Raw genomic sequence first — 17,103 nt, forward strand, 5'->3', positions numbered from 1 at the left:
GGGCATCCTTGCCCGCGACAAGTGCTGAACGTCCGCTGCCTTCAGCACGAGCACCATCCGTCCCGGGATGGCTGCGCCCATGATGGATCTACCTTGCGACCCCTTTGTTGGAACCCATGTACAGATCCCTTTCACCGATCGCGGCCATGGCCTTGCTGGCCGCCTGTTCCCAAGCCCCTGAACCCACCACGAGCACCATGGAGACCGCCGTTGCCGACGCGCTGCTCGAGCGCAGCGACCTGCCCTTTTTCGCCCCCGCTTTCGACAAGGTCACCGATGCCGACTTCCGTCCGGCCATCCTGGAGGCCATGAAGCGCCACCTGGCCGAGGTGGACGCCATCGTGAACGACCCGGCGGCCCCCACCTTCGAGAACACGATCGTGGCCCTGGAGCGCGCCGGTGGCGCCTACACCCGGGTGACCAACTGGTTCTACAACATGACCGGCAGCGCCACCAACGACAGCCTTCAGGCCGTGAAGGCCGACCTGGCCCCCCGGATGGCCGCGCACGCCGATGCGATCACCTTCAACGACAAGCTCTTCCAACGCATCAAGGCCGTGTACGATCAGCGTGCGAGCATGAGCATGCTGGCTGAGGACGCCCGACTGCTGGAGCGCTACCATGCCCGCTTCGTGCGCGCCGGGGCCTTGCTCGACGCGGCCGGCAAGGAGCGCATGAAGGCCCTCAATGGCGAGGAGGCCGGGCTCACCACGACGTTCGAGGACAACATCCTGAAGGAGCGCATGGCCTCGGCCATCGTGGTGGACGAGGTGAAGCAGCTCGACGGCATGAGCCCCGAGGGCATCGAGGCCGCCGCAGCCGCAGCCAAGGCCAAAGGCCAGGAGGGCAAGTGGCTCATCGACCTGCGCAACACCACCACGCAGCCGGCCCTCGCCGAACTGAAGGACCGCGCCCTGCGCGAACGCATCATGAAGGCCTCGCTTGCGCGCAACGGCCGCGGCAACGAATGGGACAACCGGAAGATCATCGCCCGCCTGGCCCAGCTCCGCGCAGAGAAGGCCAGGCTGCTCGGCTTTCCCAGCTGGGCCCACTTCGTGATGGACGACCAGATGGCCAAGAGCCCGGACCGCGCGCTGAAGCTCATGGCCGAAATGGCCCCGGCCGCCGCCGCCAACGCCCGCAAGGAGGCCGCCAAGCTGCAGGCCATCGTGGACAAGCAGGGGGGCGGGTTCAAGATCGCTTCGTGGGACTGGGACCTTTACGCCGAGCAGGTGCGCAAGGCCGAGTACGACCTGGACGAGGCGGCCGTGAAGCCCTACCTCGAGTTCGAGAGCGTGCTGCAGAACGGCGTGTTCTTCGCGGCCAACCAGCTCTTCGGGCTCAGCTTCAAGGAACGCAAGGACCTGCCGGTGTACCACCCGGACGTGCGCGTGTTCGACATCATCGACACCACGGGCACCGCGATCGGCCTGTTCTACGGCGACTACTACGCCCGCGACAACAAGAACGGCGGTGCGTGGATGAGCAGCTTCATCGACCAGAGCACCCTGCTGGGCCAGCAGCCCGTGATCACGCAGAACTGCAACTACGTGAAGCCCGCCGCCGGCCAGCCCTGCCTGCTGAGCTGGGATGATGTGACCACGCTCTTCCACGAGTTCGGCCACGCCCTGCACGGCATGCTCAGCGCGCAGAAGTATCCCAAGTTCGCCGGCACCAACACCAGCACCGACTTCGTGGAGTTCCCCAGCCAGGTGAACGAGAACTGGGCGCTGCTCCCCGAGGTGCTCAACCATTACGCGAAGCACTGGAAGACCGGTGAGGTGATGCCGGCGGAGCTTGCCGAAAAGCTCCGCAAGGCCAGCCGCTTCAACCAGGGCTACGCCACCACCGAGTACCTGGCCGCCGCGCTCCTTGACCTGGAGTGGCACAGCCTGAGCGCGGACGCTCCGCTGGTGACCGATGTGGACGCCTTCGAGAGGGCCGCCTTGCAGAAGTACGGGCTCGACATCGCCGAAGTGCCACCGCGCTACCGCAGCTGCTACTTCAGCCATGCCTGGACCGGCTACGCCGCCAACTACTACGCCTACCTGTGGAGCGAGGTGATGGACGCCGACGCCTTCGCGTGGTTCCAGGCGAACGGTGGCATGACGCGCGCCAACGGCGACAAGTTCCGGCGCACCGTGCTGAGCATGGGCGGCAGCAAGCCCGAGGCCGAGCTGTACCGCGACCTCACCGGCCGTGATCCCAGCGTGGAACCCTTGCTGGTGAAGCGGGGGTTGAGGTAGGGGGGAGTGCGAGCGCCCACGATAGCCTGGATGGGCTTCGTGGGCGCTTGGCATTCGTTGGGGTCAGCGGTAGGTGACCGTGTACCCTTGCCGTTCGGCGAAGTCCAACACCGCCTCCGCATCCGAACGGTCCACCCTCTGATCGTCCATGGCCTGTGCCATCCGGCTCTCGATGATGAAGACCTTGTATTGCAGGGAGCCGGTCATCGTCAAGTACGGTTGTCCTCCCGTGCTGTTCCGGATGTACAACCAAAGGTCACCATCGGACTCCACGCCGTGGAAGAACTCGTTCGTGGTGTTGCCCGCATTGAAGTAGTGCATCACCGGCTGCTGGACCCATTCGTATCCCCCATCGATCGGGTCGAGCCAGATGTAGACCAAGGCGAGCTGGTCCGGGGTGAGGTTGGGCACCCAGGACGGTGCGGGTTCCGCCCAAACATGGCTGGAGCTGTAGTGATGGAAGGCAGAGAGGGACAGGCTGAATTCGTAGGCATCGACATTGGCATTCCCGTCCCGTCCGGCAGGCCCTGCAGGACCTTCTTTCGTACAGGCGCCAAGCGCAAGGCAGAGGATGGATAGGGTTCTGATGTTCATGTCCGAAGGGTTGTTGCGCCTACTCGCTCCGGGCTTTTCGGCATCCGCCCTCCCCCGGACCATCCGGGTTCAGGGGTGCATTCCGGGGGAGCTGTCCCGGTTATCGATCCCGGACTATTTTGGCGACACCGTCCCCGCATGACCGACCCGGAGATCATCGAGTCCGTGCGGAGCAGCGACCAGCTGCTCCAAAGCCGCGCGGTGGATGCGCTCCTGAAGCAGATCAAGCCCGCGCTGATCCACTACGTGAAGCAGAACAGCGGCACGCACGAGGAGGGCGTGATGATGGCCAACGAGACCGTGGTGGTGCTGTGGGAGGCGTTGGGCATGGGCAGTTACCGCCAGCAAGCGGGCGTACAGCTCAGTACCTGGTGCAACAGCGTGGGGCGCAACCTCTGGCTCAAGGAGCTCAGGCGGCGCAAGGGCAAGGTGGGTGATAACCGGGAGGGGGGCTTGGGGAATGAACCCACGGACCCGGTCACACCCGAGGACCTCATCACGGCCATGGAGGAACACAAGCTGGTATCGGCGGACATGCAGCGGGCCTGGCGGGCGTTCAAGAAGCTCAGCCCGGAATGCCAGAAGCTCTTCCAGGCCGACCTGGATGCCCGGCCGGAGCAGGAGATCATGCACGAACTGGCCATGACCAACCTGGGCTCCGTGAAGGTGAAGCGCCACCGCTGCAAGGCCAAATGGATCGAACTTTACAAGCAGGAAGGCCCTGACCCGAGCGATGGCTGAGCAGGATGACATCCGGCGCCAGGAGCGCATCGAGGCCTACGTGGGTGGCAAGCTTGCGGGGGAGGAGTTGCGCGCGTTCGAGGCCGAGCTGGCCACCGACGAACAGCTCCGGCAGGACGTGGAGATGGAGCGCACCTTGGCCGGAACGCTCCAGCGCAGCCCGGAGCTGCGTTTCCGCGACCTGGTGCAGCGCGTTTCGGATGAGCAGGAGCGGGGCGCTACCGGCGGGGGTGGAGCGGAGAAACCGGTGATCCCGATCGATCGCGGGCGCATGAGATGGTGGGCGGCCGCGGCGGGCGTGGCATTGCTCCTGGGAGCAGGCGCTTTGTTCTTTCTACAGGGTCCCGATCCCCAGCAGCTGGCCATGGCCGAGGTCCGGGAATTCTCCACCACGGTCCGCGATGACTCGATCGGAGCCAGTGCGCATGCCGATACGCTCATGAAGGCCCGTCAGTTGATCCTGGACCACAAGCCCGTTGAGGCGATCGCGCTGCTGCAGGTACCTCGGACGGCCGTATGCCAGGAGGCCGAGCGAAAGTGGTTGCTCGGTGCCGCCCACCTAGTGGCGGGGAACAGCGACAAGGCCCGACCTGAACTCCAGCAGGCCAGCCAGGCCGGCTGTGCCATTTCGCCCATGGCCGCCTCGTTGCTCAAGGCGCTGTGAAGGGCTCAGGCCGCTGCCCGGCGTGACCGCTGCCAGAGGAACGCGCCGCCAGCCAGCACCACCAAGACCCCAGCTCCCCACATCCACGGCCGGATGGGTGAGCGCTTCTTCAACCGCACCGGTTCGTTGTCCCCGATCAGGATGAAAGCCGCCCACTTGCTCGCCGGCTCGTTGGGGTAGGTGCGCCGGTACCACCGCTTGGCCTCGGCCAGCGCATCGGCCTTACCCAGGCCCTCGGCCAGCTTCTCGTAGAACTTCACCATGATCTCCTTGGTGGCGAGGTCGTCGACCTTCCAGAGGGAGGAGACCGTGGAGCGTGCACCGGCGAGCATGAAGCTGCGGGCGAGGGAACGCACGCCTTCCCCGTCCTGATGGATCCCCTGTCCTGTTTCGCAGGCGCTCAACACGACCAGCGGGGCCTTCACCGGCCGGGTGAACAGTTCATAGGCATGGAAGACGCCATCTTCTTGGTCTGAAGGGTCATTTCCCCTCGAATCTGCGGTCCCGTCAGCTGATGCGCGGAACACAAGCCCGGATCGGGCCGGCTGGGCATGGGAATACGCATGCATGGCCAGGTGGAGTACGCCGTCCTGCTCCAATGTGGTCTTGAAGGCCTCTTCATCCGCATGGCCGGCAAGGAACGGTATCGATCCTACGGTACTCGATATGGAGCGCACTTCATCCTCGTTATGGAGCAGCGGTCCTGATCGCCCCCTTTGCTCGGAAGGCATAAGCATGTTACGCGATACGTGTTCATCGCTTGTCAACAGCGTCCCTGAGCCATAGTTCGGGGCAAAAGCGAACACGTCAAGCTCAGCGGTAAGGGGAGGAATGGCATGCTCCTCAAGCAGGGTGGAAGCAGACAGTGCATAGCGGACCGCACAGTGATCAAGGACCGTCGTGCCGTCATCATCAACGGGCAGCGTTTCCATGGGCAGGTAGCAGAGCTCCTGCGAGGGCAGGAAAACCAACTCCTTCAGGCCGGGCCGTATGAACGGCTCAGGGATCAGGTTGCTCAGTGATGCTTTGGCGCTCAGCTCAAGGCCTGACAGCGAATCGATGCCGCTGCGGCCGTTGATCAGGGCGTTCAACGCACGGTTGAGATCCGCGTCACGAGATGCTCGATGGAGCATGACCGTGTCCGGGTCAAGGCACGCCATGAACACATCGTTCTTGGTCAGGCGGTAGGCGATGACCGTTGTGCCCGGATCAAGGCGTGCACGCAGTTCTCCGGCGAGCCCCACGTCCACGTGTGTCGGTGCACTAGCGGGTACAGTTGCTTGTGCAAGAACTGCTTCGATCGAATCGATCCGTGTCGAGCACCTCAGGACGTCCGGATGGATCTCTGTGGCACCCTGTTGAGCCAACGATTCTCGCTGCTCCCTGGCTGCGCTCAACAACGCTCGAAGCTCCGACCGACCAGCTTGTCGAATCAGGTAGCGATCACGCCGGAAGGCCATGGCCTTGTCGTCATCCATCCAGGCGAACACACTGTCCGCAAGCCCGGGCCGCAGTATTTCGTTTGGCGCCGGCCATGCATTCCGCATGAGCCGTGCGGTCATCAACTCGCGAGATCTGATGAGCTTGGATAGGTCGATGCCTTCCACCATGAAGAGGCTGTCGATCATCATGGATTGACGAGCCGAGAGGCGCTCGAGCAGCCGGGCGGAACGAATGGAGGTTACATCCCGCTGTAGAAGTTCCAGCACTTCCTCCAGGTCCCCCAGACCTTCGATGCTCCAAAGAGAGAGCGGAAAACTCGTTCGTTCAAGCGAGTCCCATTCGAAGTGGTCATTGTCGGCCATGATCGCACAGGCTTGTCGCACCGTCTCGAGCGAGGCCATGTGTTGGCCCTCCATCGTCTGGCAGAAGGCCAATAGCTGGAGAGCCCTGATGGTCTCCCCGCCGCATGGGCCATCAAGGCACAGTTGTGCGTACTTGGAGATGGAGTCCAAGGAGGTCGGCTCCCAGGTGTAATACTCTGCGGCGATGTTCGCGAAGGTCTTTGCGAGAAGGGCCTCATGAACCGGGGTCAGGGTGCTACGAAGCCTGAGCACGCTCTTTTGACGAGCCGGTCCGACACCGTACCGGGCGTTGCAACTATCCGCCAAGGGCATGGCCTCCAACGTTCCGGCCAGGCGGTCGCGGGCATTCCGCGCGACCAACGGGTCATCGGATCGCATGAGCGCTTCATTGAGCGCGACGGCCTTCGTGCCATAATGCTCGGATCGGCCTGAGTCCCCTAAATTCCGGAACGCATAGGCCGTATTGTGGAGTTCGACGGCCAGACCTTCCGCCTGTGCGATCGTTTTGACACGCACTGTGTCAAGCGCCAGCACCGCCTGGTGAAAGCACGTGTTGGCAGCCGTCGTACGCGAGTTTCCGGCGAGATATTGGCCTCGCTTGCTATAGTAGATGCTGATCACCTGAGGGTTGTGCACACCGGGCAGTAGCCGACGAACCTGTTCGAGTCGGATTAAGAAACTGTCCGGTTCCGCTTCAGTGGAAGCGAGGAGGGTGCCGGCCCAGAAGTTCGTATCCCGTGATGTGGAGGACGCATGCAATGCAATGACCCGGGCGAAGGCGGCGCGAGCGCTATCACGTTGGTCTGCTCTGAGATAAGCATACGCGAGTGCGCGCCCATGTGCGCCGGCGCGCATCCAATCTCGCGCGGTTCGAGCCCGTTCGAAGGCGGTCGCATAGTTCCGCATGGCTCGTTCCATCTCGCCGATCGCATTGTACCCATTACCCAAGGTCACGATCAACTCCGTGCCCATCGAGTCGCTCGCCGGCCATACCTCATCCCATCGTTGGGATATCTCTTGTAAGAAGTCGGTCGCTGCACCAGCGCCTTGCAAGAGGCCGGTGCTCCCATGGATCTTCATGCACGCCATCCCTAACGCCCTTTGGCTGTCCTGGTCGAGTCTCTTGGAGATCGTGTTAACAAGGGTGACCGCATCATCCCTTCGGCCCAGCAGATCATCAAACCGTTTGTTCCGAAAGAGTGAATCAACCTCGGTCGCAAATTCGTTCACGGCCCTATCGGGAACTGAACCATGCGGTGGATATCGCGGTTTGATCACCACTTGGCCGAGTACGACGGACAACGTCGGTCTGCTTGATTCGGCGCTTCTGGATACTTCGTGAGTATCACCTGGGATACACGCCACCAAGCCATACAGGCACATCAAGAAGCACAGAGGCGGGGTGCTATTCCTTGACGAACCTCCCATGCACTCTGCCTTTTTCCGTGGCCACGACCACGAAGTAAGCACCATTCGGCAACCCCGAAACATCAACGGTCAGTGAGCGGACGCCAGTGCCGGTCTGTCCAAGGGAGCCGTTGGTGATCGGAACCGCCTGCCCCAGGGCGTTCAGGACGAGCACAGGGCCTGTAAATTTCTCGGAGCCGGTCAGGTCGATGCGGAGGGTTTGGGTGGCGGGGTTCGGGCTGAGTTCAAGACCGAGCTGGTCCTTCTTGATGGGTGTCGATCCAACCGAAAGAAGGTCGAGTGCCAAAGTGTCGACCTCAGCTTGGCTCAGACAGCGGCCTTTGTAGATGCGTACATCGTCCACGACACCTCGGAAGAATCCAGCGGGCGGGTCAGCAGGCGCACGATCGGCAGCTCCGATCGAAAAGTGGATGTTGGTGGATAGGTTCTTGTTCGGTGCGAGCTGATCGGCGGCGACAAGCACCCCGTTCACGAAGAAGCTCAGCTCGTCCTCGGCGCAGCGGCTGATCGTGTAATGGTACCATGCACCGAAGCTTACGGGATGGTCCATGATGAGTAAAGCTTGCGTGTTGTTGCCGAACATCGCAGCCGCGCTGATGGTGTCTGGTAAATCGTCTCTGAAACCGAATGAGTAGCCGGACAGGGGAGGCGTTCCGGATACCGTAGTCCCCTTCGCAAGAGGGTAATCGTGATGGGTCGCATTCGGTGTGATGCTGTCGATGCGGCACCAGAGGGCGATGGTGTACCGGCTCGTATCCATGTCCAGCACATCTCCATAGCTCCAGAAGCTGGCACCGTCAAAGCAAGCGGCGCCGTTCGGGTCGCCGAACCGGTCTGTGCAGGATCCGGGGGTGCCGTGGGTCACGGTCGGAGTGAGCAATCCGATCACATCGTTCGGGCTACCATCCAGCGGAAAGTGTGCGATGAGGCTGTCGTTCAGCGATTGACCGACCGATGCGGTGCAGTAGAACAAGAGCGCGCTGAGCAGGATCAATGTGTTCTTCATGGGTATCAGAGTTTGATGAATCGCCCAAAGGCTTTGTACCTTGTTCCGACCAGGCTAACCCAGTAGGTGCCTGGCATCAGACCGGCGACATTGACCGTGATTCCTGCGGCTGGGGGAGTACGGAGCCATCCAAGAGCCTTGGATGAGACCACCCTTCCCATGGCATCCGTAATGTTCAATACCGAAGAGCCATCCAACGGCAGACTCGTCAAGATGACCAATTGATCGGTCACAGGATTAGGTTGGATCCTCAGGTCCAGGGCGCGCGGCAAGTCCGAAACGGGCACAGATATCCCATAGTACAACGTATCGATCTCGGTCTGGCTCAGGCAGCGGCCTTTGAAGATCCGGATGTCATCCACGGCACCCTGGAAGAATGAACCGTCCGGGTCCTGCGATGGGCTCCTGTCCAACGCCCCGATGGCGAAAACGATGTTCGCGCTCAGGTCGCGATCAGGCGCCGAATAGCGCTGATCCAGGAGCGATCCGTTCAGATAAAGGCTTAACGAGGTATCACAACGGTTCATGAGTACGTGGACCCATGCACCGATATCGAAGGCGGACTCAACCGTATCTACAGCGCTGTTCGCGTCGCCGGTGAACAACTCGATCCGAGCGGAATCCCCTCCAAAACCATTGATCAAGGTGCCCCAGCCACTATTAACCGTGGTACCAGAGACCGTACCTCCCTTGCTTACGATCCTGGATCCCACCGGATATTGCGGTACAGTATCAGCTTGGAACCAGAAGGACACTGCGAAGTCGTTGGTATCCATATCGAGCACATCCCCATAGCTCCAGAAGCTGGAACCGTCGAAGCACGCGGCACCGTTCGCTGCATTAAAGCGGTCCGGACAAAAGGATGGAGTACCCGCCGAGTCGGTCGGCGCAAGACCGCCGATCACATCGTTCGGGTTCCCGTCCAAGGGGAAGTGTGCGAGGAGGCTATCGCTAAGCGCTTGCGCCTGTGCGCTGACAAGCGCGATCGCAAAGAGGAACGCTGCAAGCGGGGTGCGCAAGTTCTGTTCCATGGTGGTTTGGGTGTTGAGGTGGCCGGGTACGGTCCGATCTACCAGATACACGGCACCAATCGTTGCGTCCGTGCTTTCAAGTTCACATAGGCCTCGCCGAAGCCTGCTTCCAGCGCCCGTTCCTCCACGGCGATCCTGCGCATGTACACCAGCAGCATGCCCGGCCCCATCAGCACAAGGCCAAGGTAACTGTGCATGAGCAATGCCGCACCGATCATGGCCAGCCAGGCACCGGTGTAGCTGGGGTGGCGCAGCCAGCGGTAGGGGCCGCTGGTGATGAGCTGCTGCCCGGGCTTGATCTGCACGGTGGCGGCGAAGTTGGTCTTGAGGGTGCGGATGGCCCAGAGCCGGAAGGCCGTGCCCCCGGCCATCAGGGCCACACCGCTCATCACCCAGGCATCGAGCACCTGCGGGGCGCCTTGCACGTACGCCCATTCCAGCACGCTCAGGATCTGGCCCAGGCCGCTGACGCCGAGGATCAGCCAGATGGTCCAGCCATCGGTGGCCTTGTGCGCTTTGCTCTCTTCCATGCTCAAGGCGGGTTGGCTGAGGAAGAGCACGGTGCAGAAGAAGGCCAGGACAACGACCGGCCAGCTGAGCAGGAGCGCCGGTGCGCCGGCCAGCGGGAGCGCGTAGAAGAGCGCCAGGAAGAGCAGGGTGGAGGGGAGCTTGGTCATGGTGAGGGCTGTTTATTGGTAGATACCAGCATGGATGATCCGGTTATCGGGTTCGCGGATTGAAGACTGTTGGGCACTAGATCGGCGGCGAACACGGCTTGGGGGGATCGTTCGGTCCTGGGCGCACCTTGCCTGCGAATGTGACCCAGAGGAGCTCTATCCGGGTGGCGGAAACCATGGCCAGCGCCGTAAGTATGCTAATGGTCACCAAGAAGAAGGTGCTTTGGATCTCGAGTTCATGCAGGCGCTCAGGCTGAAGGGCGATTCCGTGAGATCGGGTGTCGATGTCGTTCTGTCGGACCATAGCGTGTAGAATTACCGGTACCAAGTAGATCAGTTTGCTTAGGACCAGGAACATGAATCGCATGGTCCGCTTGATCTGATCATGTCCGGCATCCGTGCATCCGTTGCAGCCTAAGAGCTGTGGTGGCATGGTGAGCACATTGAAATTTGCAGCAGCCTGGTAGATGCGGAGTCGGGTGCAACGCTCCTCATTCGTTGTTCTGGGAAGGCAGTTCACCCAGTCCAGGAGGGTCTCCAGGTTGTGGTGTTCCCGGAGCAGGTTGTACACCAAAGCAAGCAGCAGTAGAGTGAACCCGAGGCCAGAGAGTAGTGCGAGGTCGTTCAGGTCAAAGGCTAGTCCGAAGAAGGGGAGGTCCACGAACAGGTTGGCCCGGATGTATGCACGTCTGGTCTGTTCGAATCCATCATGCGCATGGATGACTTCTCCGGCAGCGTTCGGCAGATCGATAAGTGCCTGGCGCATGGATTCTGCCTGCATTGGTGTGATGCTGTCCAAGTATTCCATGTGATCCACGAAGTCAGTGGAGATCCAAGGCACGGATGCTCGCTCGTATAGTGAATCTGAGATGGCCTGGATGCTGTGTAGGCGCTTAAGCGCGATGCTGAAGACATCGGGCCTATTCGTCTGTAGTATTGCGGAATCCTTCAAGAAGCTAGGACCATGTATGGATAGCACATATTGTTTGAAGCTCAACAGATCAGGATCTGCGGCTCTTGCGTTGCGGACGATTGTGTCGAGTTCGGCGAGGACCATATAGCGGTTCATGCGGGCACGCCCCCAACTGGTCTCCTTCCCGTTCCAGTAGGCGATGGAGCAAAGCACACAGGCGATGATGACCAGTGTTGTTGTGAATCTGCTGCGTTCGATGGCCTGCTTCAAGCCATCGAGAATGTGGGGAAATAGTGAGTCTTTCATGGCTCATTTATGTGGTTGGAATTGGTTGAGCCCTACGCCGCCATCTGTACCCCGCAAGGCCGCTTGAACCCCGGTGAAGGCTGGTCCCAACCCTGCTTCCGGGCGATGCGGTCGTAGTCGTAGGTGAGGCAGGTCCAGGCTCGTTCATTGATGGCTTTCCGGAAACGCACCGCTCCAGCCAAGGGCTCAAAGCCACAGAGGCGATAGAACGGGACATGCGCATCATCGCAATCGAACACGCCGTGCCTGAAGCCTTGTGGGGCCATGGTCCGCACCATGGCCAGCACGAAGGCGCGCGCGGTGCGGAACCCCCGGTGTTCGGGTACCAGGCAGAAGCGGCTGGCCTCCAGCATGGGCTGGCCCAGCGACCGGCGCTCGGCGATGTAGGCGCGCACGGCATCCGCAGCTTCGGATGCCACGTAGTTGAGCATCGGGATGGGCGTTGCACTCCCATCCGCCTCGATGAAGCGCACGCAGCCGGCGAGTTTGCCGTTCAAGTACCAGCCATAGTGATGAGCGCGTTCGTCGAACCGGTCCTTGTCCTGTCCATCGGCTCCGGCCACGTAGCCTTTCAACCGGCTCTCGCTGTAGATCCTGTACCGGAACCGGAAATACACCTCCAGCTTGCCGGGATCGGTGATGCGGGTGAGGGTGAACATGGGGTAGGGCGTTGTTCAGGGGTCTATTCCACGCGGACTCTTTCGGTTATCGATCAAGCCGCTTTACGCGGAACACGTGCTTGTTCGGCAATGGGATCATCGACAGCACGTTCGTTATACCGCACTACTTGGTCGTACACGAATTCCATGCATGTACCCTTGAAATCAGCGCAAGGACAATCGATCATTTCCGCACCTGCCAATGGACGGAAGCCCATTGATGCGTAGAAGGCAACATGGTGTGAATGACAGCCAAAGAGTCCATGATCGATCCCCGCCCTATGCAACGTGCGGGTCATGGCGAGCACGAATTCGCGTGCGTTACGAAGTCCGCGGTATTGAGGTGCTAGGCAGAACCGGCTCGCTCGACCATGCTCTGGTCTTTCGACCTACGTGAGTTGATATAGCTATGGACGGCTATTGCCGTGCTGTCCTTCATGTAGCCAAGCATGGGGATGGCTATTTCATGTGCATCTGGCTGCACGAAACGCACACAGCCTACGAGTTCGTCATGCATGTACCATCCGTAATGGTCTGCCCGCTCGTCGAATGCATCCTTGTCAGTGCCATTACCTTCAGGTAGGAACCCTTTCAACCGGCTCTCGCTGTAGATCCTGTACCGGAACCGGAAGTACTCCTCCAGCTTGCCGGGATCGGTGATGCGGGTGAGGGTGATCATGGGGTAGGGCGTTGTTCAAGGGTCTATTCCACGCGGACTCGTCCGGTTATCGATCGCAGGCATCACGTGCCCAAGTCTATCCGCTGGGCCGCCTGGAAAACCGTCGGGCCGGGGCTTTCCGCGCAGCGGGCGAAATGGCGGACCGAGCGTGGCATGGCCGGCGTCAGCGGACCGGTCACAGCAGCCAGCTGCGAAGAGTTCCGAGCAGGTGGGTGAACTCCGGCCAGGCCCGCTTGCTCATGGGCACCACGAGCTGTTCATCGAGCACCAGGTTCCGCTCCGGGTCCACCGCCTGTACATGGTGCAGGGCCACGATGCAACTGCGATGGGTGCGCGCGAAGAGCAGGTCGCCGATGCGCTGCCCGCAGCAGAGGCGATCCTCCAGGTCGCTGAGCGGGTGAAGCACCACGGTGTGCTGGCCATCGGTGGTGGTGATGCGGGCAACCTTGTCCTCGGCGTCGATGCGCAGCAGCGTGCGGGCATTGAAGAAGTACGGTCCATGGGCGGTGCGGAGGATGAGGGGGAAGGATGGGGTGCGCATGGTGTTGGGGTGTTTCAGGCGGCGACCTTCAGTGACCCGAGCATCAGGAAGCCCAGGGCCTGCAGGTCAGCGCGGTTTTTCTTCAGGAGATCGGCGTAGGTGCCGCGCAGGAGGTAGCCGGGATGCATGCCGCGTGGACGGGCGTACCCTGCGAAGCCGTCCACCACCGCGAAGCCCATGCGCTGCCAGAAGGCGGCATGCGGCGCATCGCAGGTGAACACGCAATGGTCGCGGCCGTAGCGGTGTGCGGTGGCGATGATGGCCAGCACGAAGCGGCGGGTGGTGGCCAGCGAGCGCTTCTCCCGCGCCAGGCACAGGCGGCTCACTTCGCTCACGGGCTTCCCGTCCTTCCTGGCCTGTGCCACCAGATCCAGTGCGGCATCCCGGAGCGGGCCTTCGCCCAGGTCCTTGAAGAGGTGCAGCGGATGCCGGGCCTTGATCGGGTTGAGCAACCGCACACAGCCCACCAAGCGATCATGCTCGTACCAGCCGAGGTGCAGCGCGGTCGCGTCGTATTCGTCGGTGTCGAAGCCCTCCGGTCCGGCGAGGAACTCGCGCTGGTCACTGGTCGCATAGATGGCATGCCGGAACCGGTGGTAGTCGAGCACCTCGGCATGGGAGGCGATGGGGCGGAGGGTGCACATGGCGCTGGTTTCTGGATGTGCATTCCATCCGCGTGGCCCCGGTTATCAGGTGCGGCTCCTCGACAGCATCACGTCCGTCGACCCCAAGGAGGCCCCGGTGCACAGCCCCGTAGCACCGGGCGGTTCGACCAGAAGGCCGCGCTTCCATTCCCTACCTTGCATACATGCTGCTTCGCCGCGCTCTTCTGCTCCAGCTCACACTCCTGTCCGCCGGGCTTGCGGCCCAGGATCCCGGGATCGGCCAGGTGGCCGCTCGCATCCAGGCGCTTCACGATCGCGGGGCCGCCTTTCCGGAAAGGACCCTGGTCCAGGCCGCGGCGGAGGATGCGCGAACGACCGCCCTCTGGCAACAGGCCTGCACGCGAGCCACGACGCTGCATGTGGCGCGGGAGGCCGCCATCGCCCTTCGGAACGATGCCCCATCGACCTTCCGCTTCACCCTGCCCACACCGGATGGACCGCTGACGCTTGAGCTCGAGCGGTGGGCCCCGCTGGCCGACGGGTTCACGGTGACCACGGCCTCACACGGGACGGTGCTGGTCGACCCCGGGGTGCATTACAGGGGACGGGTGATGGGTGACAACTCCTCCGTGGCGGGGCTCAGCGTGTACGGTGATGAGCTGATGGGCCTGGTGCGCGATGCGCAGGGCACGCTCGTGCTGGGGCGGCTGAAGAACGAGGACGTTCATGTGGTGTATCGCGAGCACGACCTGCGTGAACGGCGTCCAATGAACTGTGGGGCGGAGTACACGGGTGGTCACTACCATGCCGGCGAGCTGCAGGGTGATGCCGATGACCGGACGATCCGCTGCGTGAAGTTCTACTGGGAGGTGGACCACCCCATCTTCCAGGACAAAGGCGGCGTGGTGGCCACCACCAACTACGTCACCGGCCTCTTCAACCAGAGCGCGATCCTGTTCGACAACGACGGGGTGGACGTGCAGTTGCAGGAGGTGTTCGTGTGGGACGTGCCCAGTCCATACACCGGCCCGAGCACGAGCAACTACCTCAACCAGTTCGGCGCGTTCCGCACCAGCTTCAACGGCGATCTGGCGCACCTGCTGGGCTACAGCGGTGGGGGCGGCATCGCGTGGATCAACTCGTTGTGCGGAAGCACCTCGTCGCGCATGGCGTACAGCGACATCAACAGCAGCTACAGCAACGTGCCCACGTACAGTTGGAGCGTGGAGGTGGTGACGCACGAGCAGGGGCACAACCTGGGCTCGGCGCACACCCATGCCTGCGTGTGGAACGGCAACGGCACGGCGATCGACGGATGTGGTCCCACGGCGGGCTACACGGAAGGGTCCTGCGCCACAGGTCCGCTGCCGGCGGGCGGAGGCACGATCATGAGCTACTGCCACCTGGTGGGCGGGGTGGGCATCAACTTCAACAACGGCTTCGGTCCGCAGCCCGCGGCGGTGATCCGCAACCGGGTGAACGCGGCGACCTGCCTGGCGCAATGCGGCAGCAGCTGCGATCCGCCGGGCACGCTCAGCGTCACCAACCTCACCAGCAACGCGGCCACCTTGAGCTGGTCGAACCTCGGCGTGACGTCCTACACGCTGCGCTGGAAACCACAGGCCGCCAGCACGTGGACCACCATCCCGGGGCTGACCACCACGACCTATGCGCTCACCGGGCTTTCGCAGACCACGGCTTACGAATTCCAAGTGCAGAGCGATTGCGGAGCGTCCAGTTCGGCGTTCAGCGCGAGCACCGTGTTCACCACCCCGGCGCCCTGCCCGGATGCCTTGGAGCCGAACGAGACCTTCGCCACAGCGGCACAGGTGGTGCTTCCAGCGAACATCAGTGCGTTGATCGCCACGGCATCGGACGCCGATCACTATGGGTTCAGCATCACGGGCACGAGCACCATCAGCATCTTCCTGTCCGGTCTGCCGGCGAACTACAACGTGCGGCTGCTGGGGGCCGGAGGCAACCAGCTGGCCCTTGCGCAGAACAGCGGCACGAACAGCGAGTTCATCAACTACGCCAATGCGGCGGCCGGCGCGTACGTCGTGCATGTCTTCGGCTCCAACGGGGCCAGCGATCCGGTGGCGTGCTACAGCCTGTCGATCACCGCCCAGTCCAGCACCTGTGACCGTCCGCAGAGCCAGTCCGTGACGGGCATCACGTACAATGGCGCCACGCTGAATTGGTCGGCCGTGCAAGGCGCTTCGGGCTACGACGTGCAATGGAAGGAGAGCACGGCACCCACGTGGACCCTTGTTCCAGGCGTTACCGGCACCACGTTGCCGCTGACCGGGCTGGCCTGGAGCACGGCGCATCAGTTCCAAGTGCGTTCGGTCTGCCAGGGCACGATCGGCGGGCAGGGCGGCACATCGCTTTGGACGCAGCCCGGCTCCTTCACCACCGGCACGCCGCCCTGCGAGGTGGCTCCGCCCACCGTGCTCGCGGCGAAGGTGCTGTTGGACGGGGCGTGGCGAAGCGCGGCCAGCTTGATGGTGGACAGCCTGCGGCGGCAGGGCGTTCTGCCCCTCACTGAACCTTACACGGCGCTGGGCCACACGCTCACGGGTGCCACCACCACCAACGCATCGGTCCTGGCGGTCACGGGCGCCAACGCCATCACGGATTGGGTGCTGGTGGAACTGCGTTCGGCGACCGTGCCGGCACAGGTGCTTGAGGCCCGGGCCGCGCTGGTGCAGCGGGACGGGGATGTGGTGGCGGTGGACGGCATTTCGCCGCTGGGCTTCTGCCAGGCCGCGGGCAGCTACCACGTGGCGGTGCGTCACCGCAATCATCTGGGGGTGATGACGGCGCAGCCGATCGCGTTGAGCGCCACGGCCACCGCGCTGGACCTGAGCGTGGCCACCACGGCCACCTGGGGCACCAACGCACGCAAGAGCGCGAACGGTCGGACCCTGCTGTGGTCGGGCAATGTGGTGGGCGATGCGCAGGTGAAGTACACCGGCGGGAGCAACGACCGTGATCCCATCCTGACGGCCATCGGGGGGGCGGTGCCCACGAACACCGCCTCCGGCTATCTGCCGGCGGATGTCACCCTCGATGGGCAGGTGAAGTACACCGGCACCGGCAACGACCGCGACCCGATCCTGAGCAACGTGGGCGGCACGGTGCCGACCGGGACGGTGACGCAGCAGTTGCCGTGAACGTCACGGCCGGAGGCCAACCTCCGGCCGTG

At 62.6% G+C, this 17,103-nt stretch carries 14 protein-coding genes; 4 read left to right on the forward strand and 10 right to left on the reverse strand.

Annotation, left to right across the window (positions count from 1 at the left end; all coding sequences use genetic code 11):
• Positions 1-116: 116 nt before the first annotated feature.
• Positions 117-2,246 (forward strand): M3 family metallopeptidase, encoded by a 2,130-nt coding sequence (locus IPM49_00945; GenBank protein MBK9273091.1) that lies wholly within the window; start codon positions 117-119, stop codon positions 2,244-2,246.
• Between the two features lie 63 nt (positions 2,247-2,309).
• Here IPM49_00945 and IPM49_00950 read toward each other — a convergent pair whose 3' ends face one another.
• The gene (locus IPM49_00950; protein ID MBK9273092.1) at positions 2,310-2,840 is read right to left on the reverse strand and encodes a hypothetical protein; all 531 of its coding nucleotides are present in this window, start codon (positions 2,838-2,840) and stop codon (positions 2,310-2,312) included.
• Between the two features lie 138 nt (positions 2,841-2,978).
• Here IPM49_00950 and IPM49_00955 point away from each other — a divergent pair, with 138 nt between their 5' ends.
• Both IPM49_00955 and IPM49_00960 read left to right on the forward strand, forming a co-directional pair.
• On the forward strand, positions 2,979-3,581 hold the full coding sequence (locus IPM49_00955; GenBank protein MBK9273093.1) for a sigma-70 family RNA polymerase sigma factor: 603 nt from the start codon (positions 2,979-2,981) through the stop codon (positions 3,579-3,581).
• A complete protein-coding gene (locus IPM49_00960) occupies positions 3,574-4,245 on the forward strand; it encodes a hypothetical protein (protein ID MBK9273094.1) in 672 nt (223 codons plus the stop codon). Before IPM49_00955 ends, IPM49_00960 begins: the two co-directional genes overlap by 8 nt.
• A gap of 5 nt (positions 4,246-4,250) precedes the next feature.
• Here IPM49_00960 and IPM49_00965 read toward each other — a convergent pair whose 3' ends face one another.
• The 9 genes from IPM49_00965 to IPM49_01005 form a co-directional block, all read right to left on the reverse strand.
• Positions 4,251-7,280, reverse strand: coding sequence for a CHAT domain-containing protein (locus IPM49_00965; GenBank protein ID MBK9273095.1), 3,030 nt, complete (start codon positions 7,278-7,280; stop codon positions 4,251-4,253).
• Positions 7,281-7,455: 175 nt separating this feature from the next.
• On the reverse strand, positions 7,456-8,484 hold the full coding sequence (locus IPM49_00970; protein MBK9273096.1) for a T9SS type A sorting domain-containing protein: 1,029 nt from the start codon (positions 8,482-8,484) through the stop codon (positions 7,456-7,458).
• A 5-nt stretch (positions 8,485-8,489) separates the two neighbouring features.
• Positions 8,490-9,515 (reverse strand): hypothetical protein, encoded by a 1,026-nt coding sequence (locus IPM49_00975; GenBank protein MBK9273097.1) that lies wholly within the window; start codon positions 9,513-9,515, stop codon positions 8,490-8,492.
• 38 nt (positions 9,516-9,553) lie between these two features.
• A complete protein-coding gene (locus IPM49_00980; protein MBK9273098.1) occupies positions 9,554-10,192 on the reverse strand; it encodes an isoprenylcysteine carboxylmethyltransferase family protein in 639 nt (212 codons plus the stop codon).
• Positions 10,193-10,268: 76 nt separating this feature from the next.
• Positions 10,269-11,411: a hypothetical protein gene (locus IPM49_00985; protein MBK9273099.1), complete on the reverse strand. Its 1,143-nt coding sequence runs from the start codon at positions 11,409-11,411 to the stop codon at positions 10,269-10,271.
• A gap of 32 nt (positions 11,412-11,443) precedes the next feature.
• On the reverse strand, positions 11,444-12,070 hold the full coding sequence (locus tag IPM49_00990; protein MBK9273100.1) for a GNAT family N-acetyltransferase: 627 nt from the start codon (positions 12,068-12,070) through the stop codon (positions 11,444-11,446).
• A gap of 346 nt (positions 12,071-12,416) precedes the next feature.
• Positions 12,417-12,749, reverse strand: a complete 333-nt coding sequence (locus IPM49_00995) for a GNAT family N-acetyltransferase (GenBank protein MBK9273101.1) — start codon at positions 12,747-12,749, stop codon at positions 12,417-12,419.
• Positions 12,750-12,924: 175 nt separating this feature from the next.
• Complete coding sequence (locus IPM49_01000) at positions 12,925-13,290, reverse strand: LytTR family transcriptional regulator (GenBank protein MBK9273102.1); 366 nt, start codon at positions 13,288-13,290, stop codon at positions 12,925-12,927.
• Positions 13,291-13,304: 14 nt separating this feature from the next.
• Entirely contained in the window at positions 13,305-13,934 is a 630-nt protein-coding gene (locus tag IPM49_01005) for a GNAT family N-acetyltransferase (protein MBK9273103.1), read from the reverse strand.
• A gap of 164 nt (positions 13,935-14,098) precedes the next feature.
• Between IPM49_01005 and IPM49_01010 the strand changes: the two genes are divergently transcribed.
• Positions 14,099-17,071, forward strand: coding sequence for a fibronectin type III domain-containing protein (locus IPM49_01010; protein MBK9273104.1), 2,973 nt, complete (start codon positions 14,099-14,101; stop codon positions 17,069-17,071).
• Positions 17,072-17,103: the final 32 nt, after the last annotated feature.

The sequence above is a fragment of the Flavobacteriales bacterium genome (assembly GCA_016715895.1).
GTDB lineage: Bacteria > Bacteroidota > Bacteroidia > Flavobacteriales_F > PHOS-HE28 > PHOS-HE28.

Bases quoted from the DNA above. Each gene is read 5' to 3' on its own strand.
- IPM49_00945 (MBK9273091.1), top strand. From the start codon at position 117: ATGTACAGATCCCTTTCACCGATCGCGGCCATGGCCTTGCTGGCCGCC.
- IPM49_00950 (MBK9273092.1), bottom strand. From the start codon at position 2,840: ATGAACATCAGAACCCTATCCATCCTCTGCCTTGCGCTTGGCGCCTGT.
- IPM49_00955 (MBK9273093.1), top strand. From the start codon at position 2,979: ATGACCGACCCGGAGATCATCGAGTCCGTGCGGAGCAGCGACCAGCTG.
- IPM49_00960 (MBK9273094.1), top strand. From the start codon at position 3,574: ATGGCTGAGCAGGATGACATCCGGCGCCAGGAGCGCATCGAGGCCTAC.
- IPM49_00970 (MBK9273096.1), bottom strand. From the start codon at position 8,484: ATGAAGAACACATTGATCCTGCTCAGCGCGCTCTTGTTCTACTGCACC.
- IPM49_00975 (MBK9273097.1), bottom strand. From the start codon at position 9,515: ATGGAACAGAACTTGCGCACCCCGCTTGCAGCGTTCCTCTTTGCGATC.
- IPM49_00980 (MBK9273098.1), bottom strand. From the start codon at position 10,192: ATGACCAAGCTCCCCTCCACCCTGCTCTTCCTGGCGCTCTTCTACGCG.
- IPM49_00985 (MBK9273099.1), bottom strand. From the start codon at position 11,411: ATGAAAGACTCACTATTTCCCCACATTCTCGATGGCTTGAAGCAGGCC.
- IPM49_00990 (MBK9273100.1), bottom strand. From the start codon at position 12,070: ATGTTCACCCTCACCCGCATCACCGATCCCGGCAAGCTGGAGGTGTAT.
- IPM49_00995 (MBK9273101.1), bottom strand. From the start codon at position 12,749: ATGATCACCCTCACCCGCATCACCGATCCCGGCAAGCTGGAGGAGTAC.
- IPM49_01000 (MBK9273102.1), bottom strand. From the start codon at position 13,290: ATGCGCACCCCATCCTTCCCCCTCATCCTCCGCACCGCCCATGGACCG.
- IPM49_01005 (MBK9273103.1), bottom strand. From the start codon at position 13,934: ATGTGCACCCTCCGCCCCATCGCCTCCCATGCCGAGGTGCTCGACTAC.
- IPM49_01010 (MBK9273104.1), top strand. From the start codon at position 14,099: ATGCTGCTTCGCCGCGCTCTTCTGCTCCAGCTCACACTCCTGTCCGCC.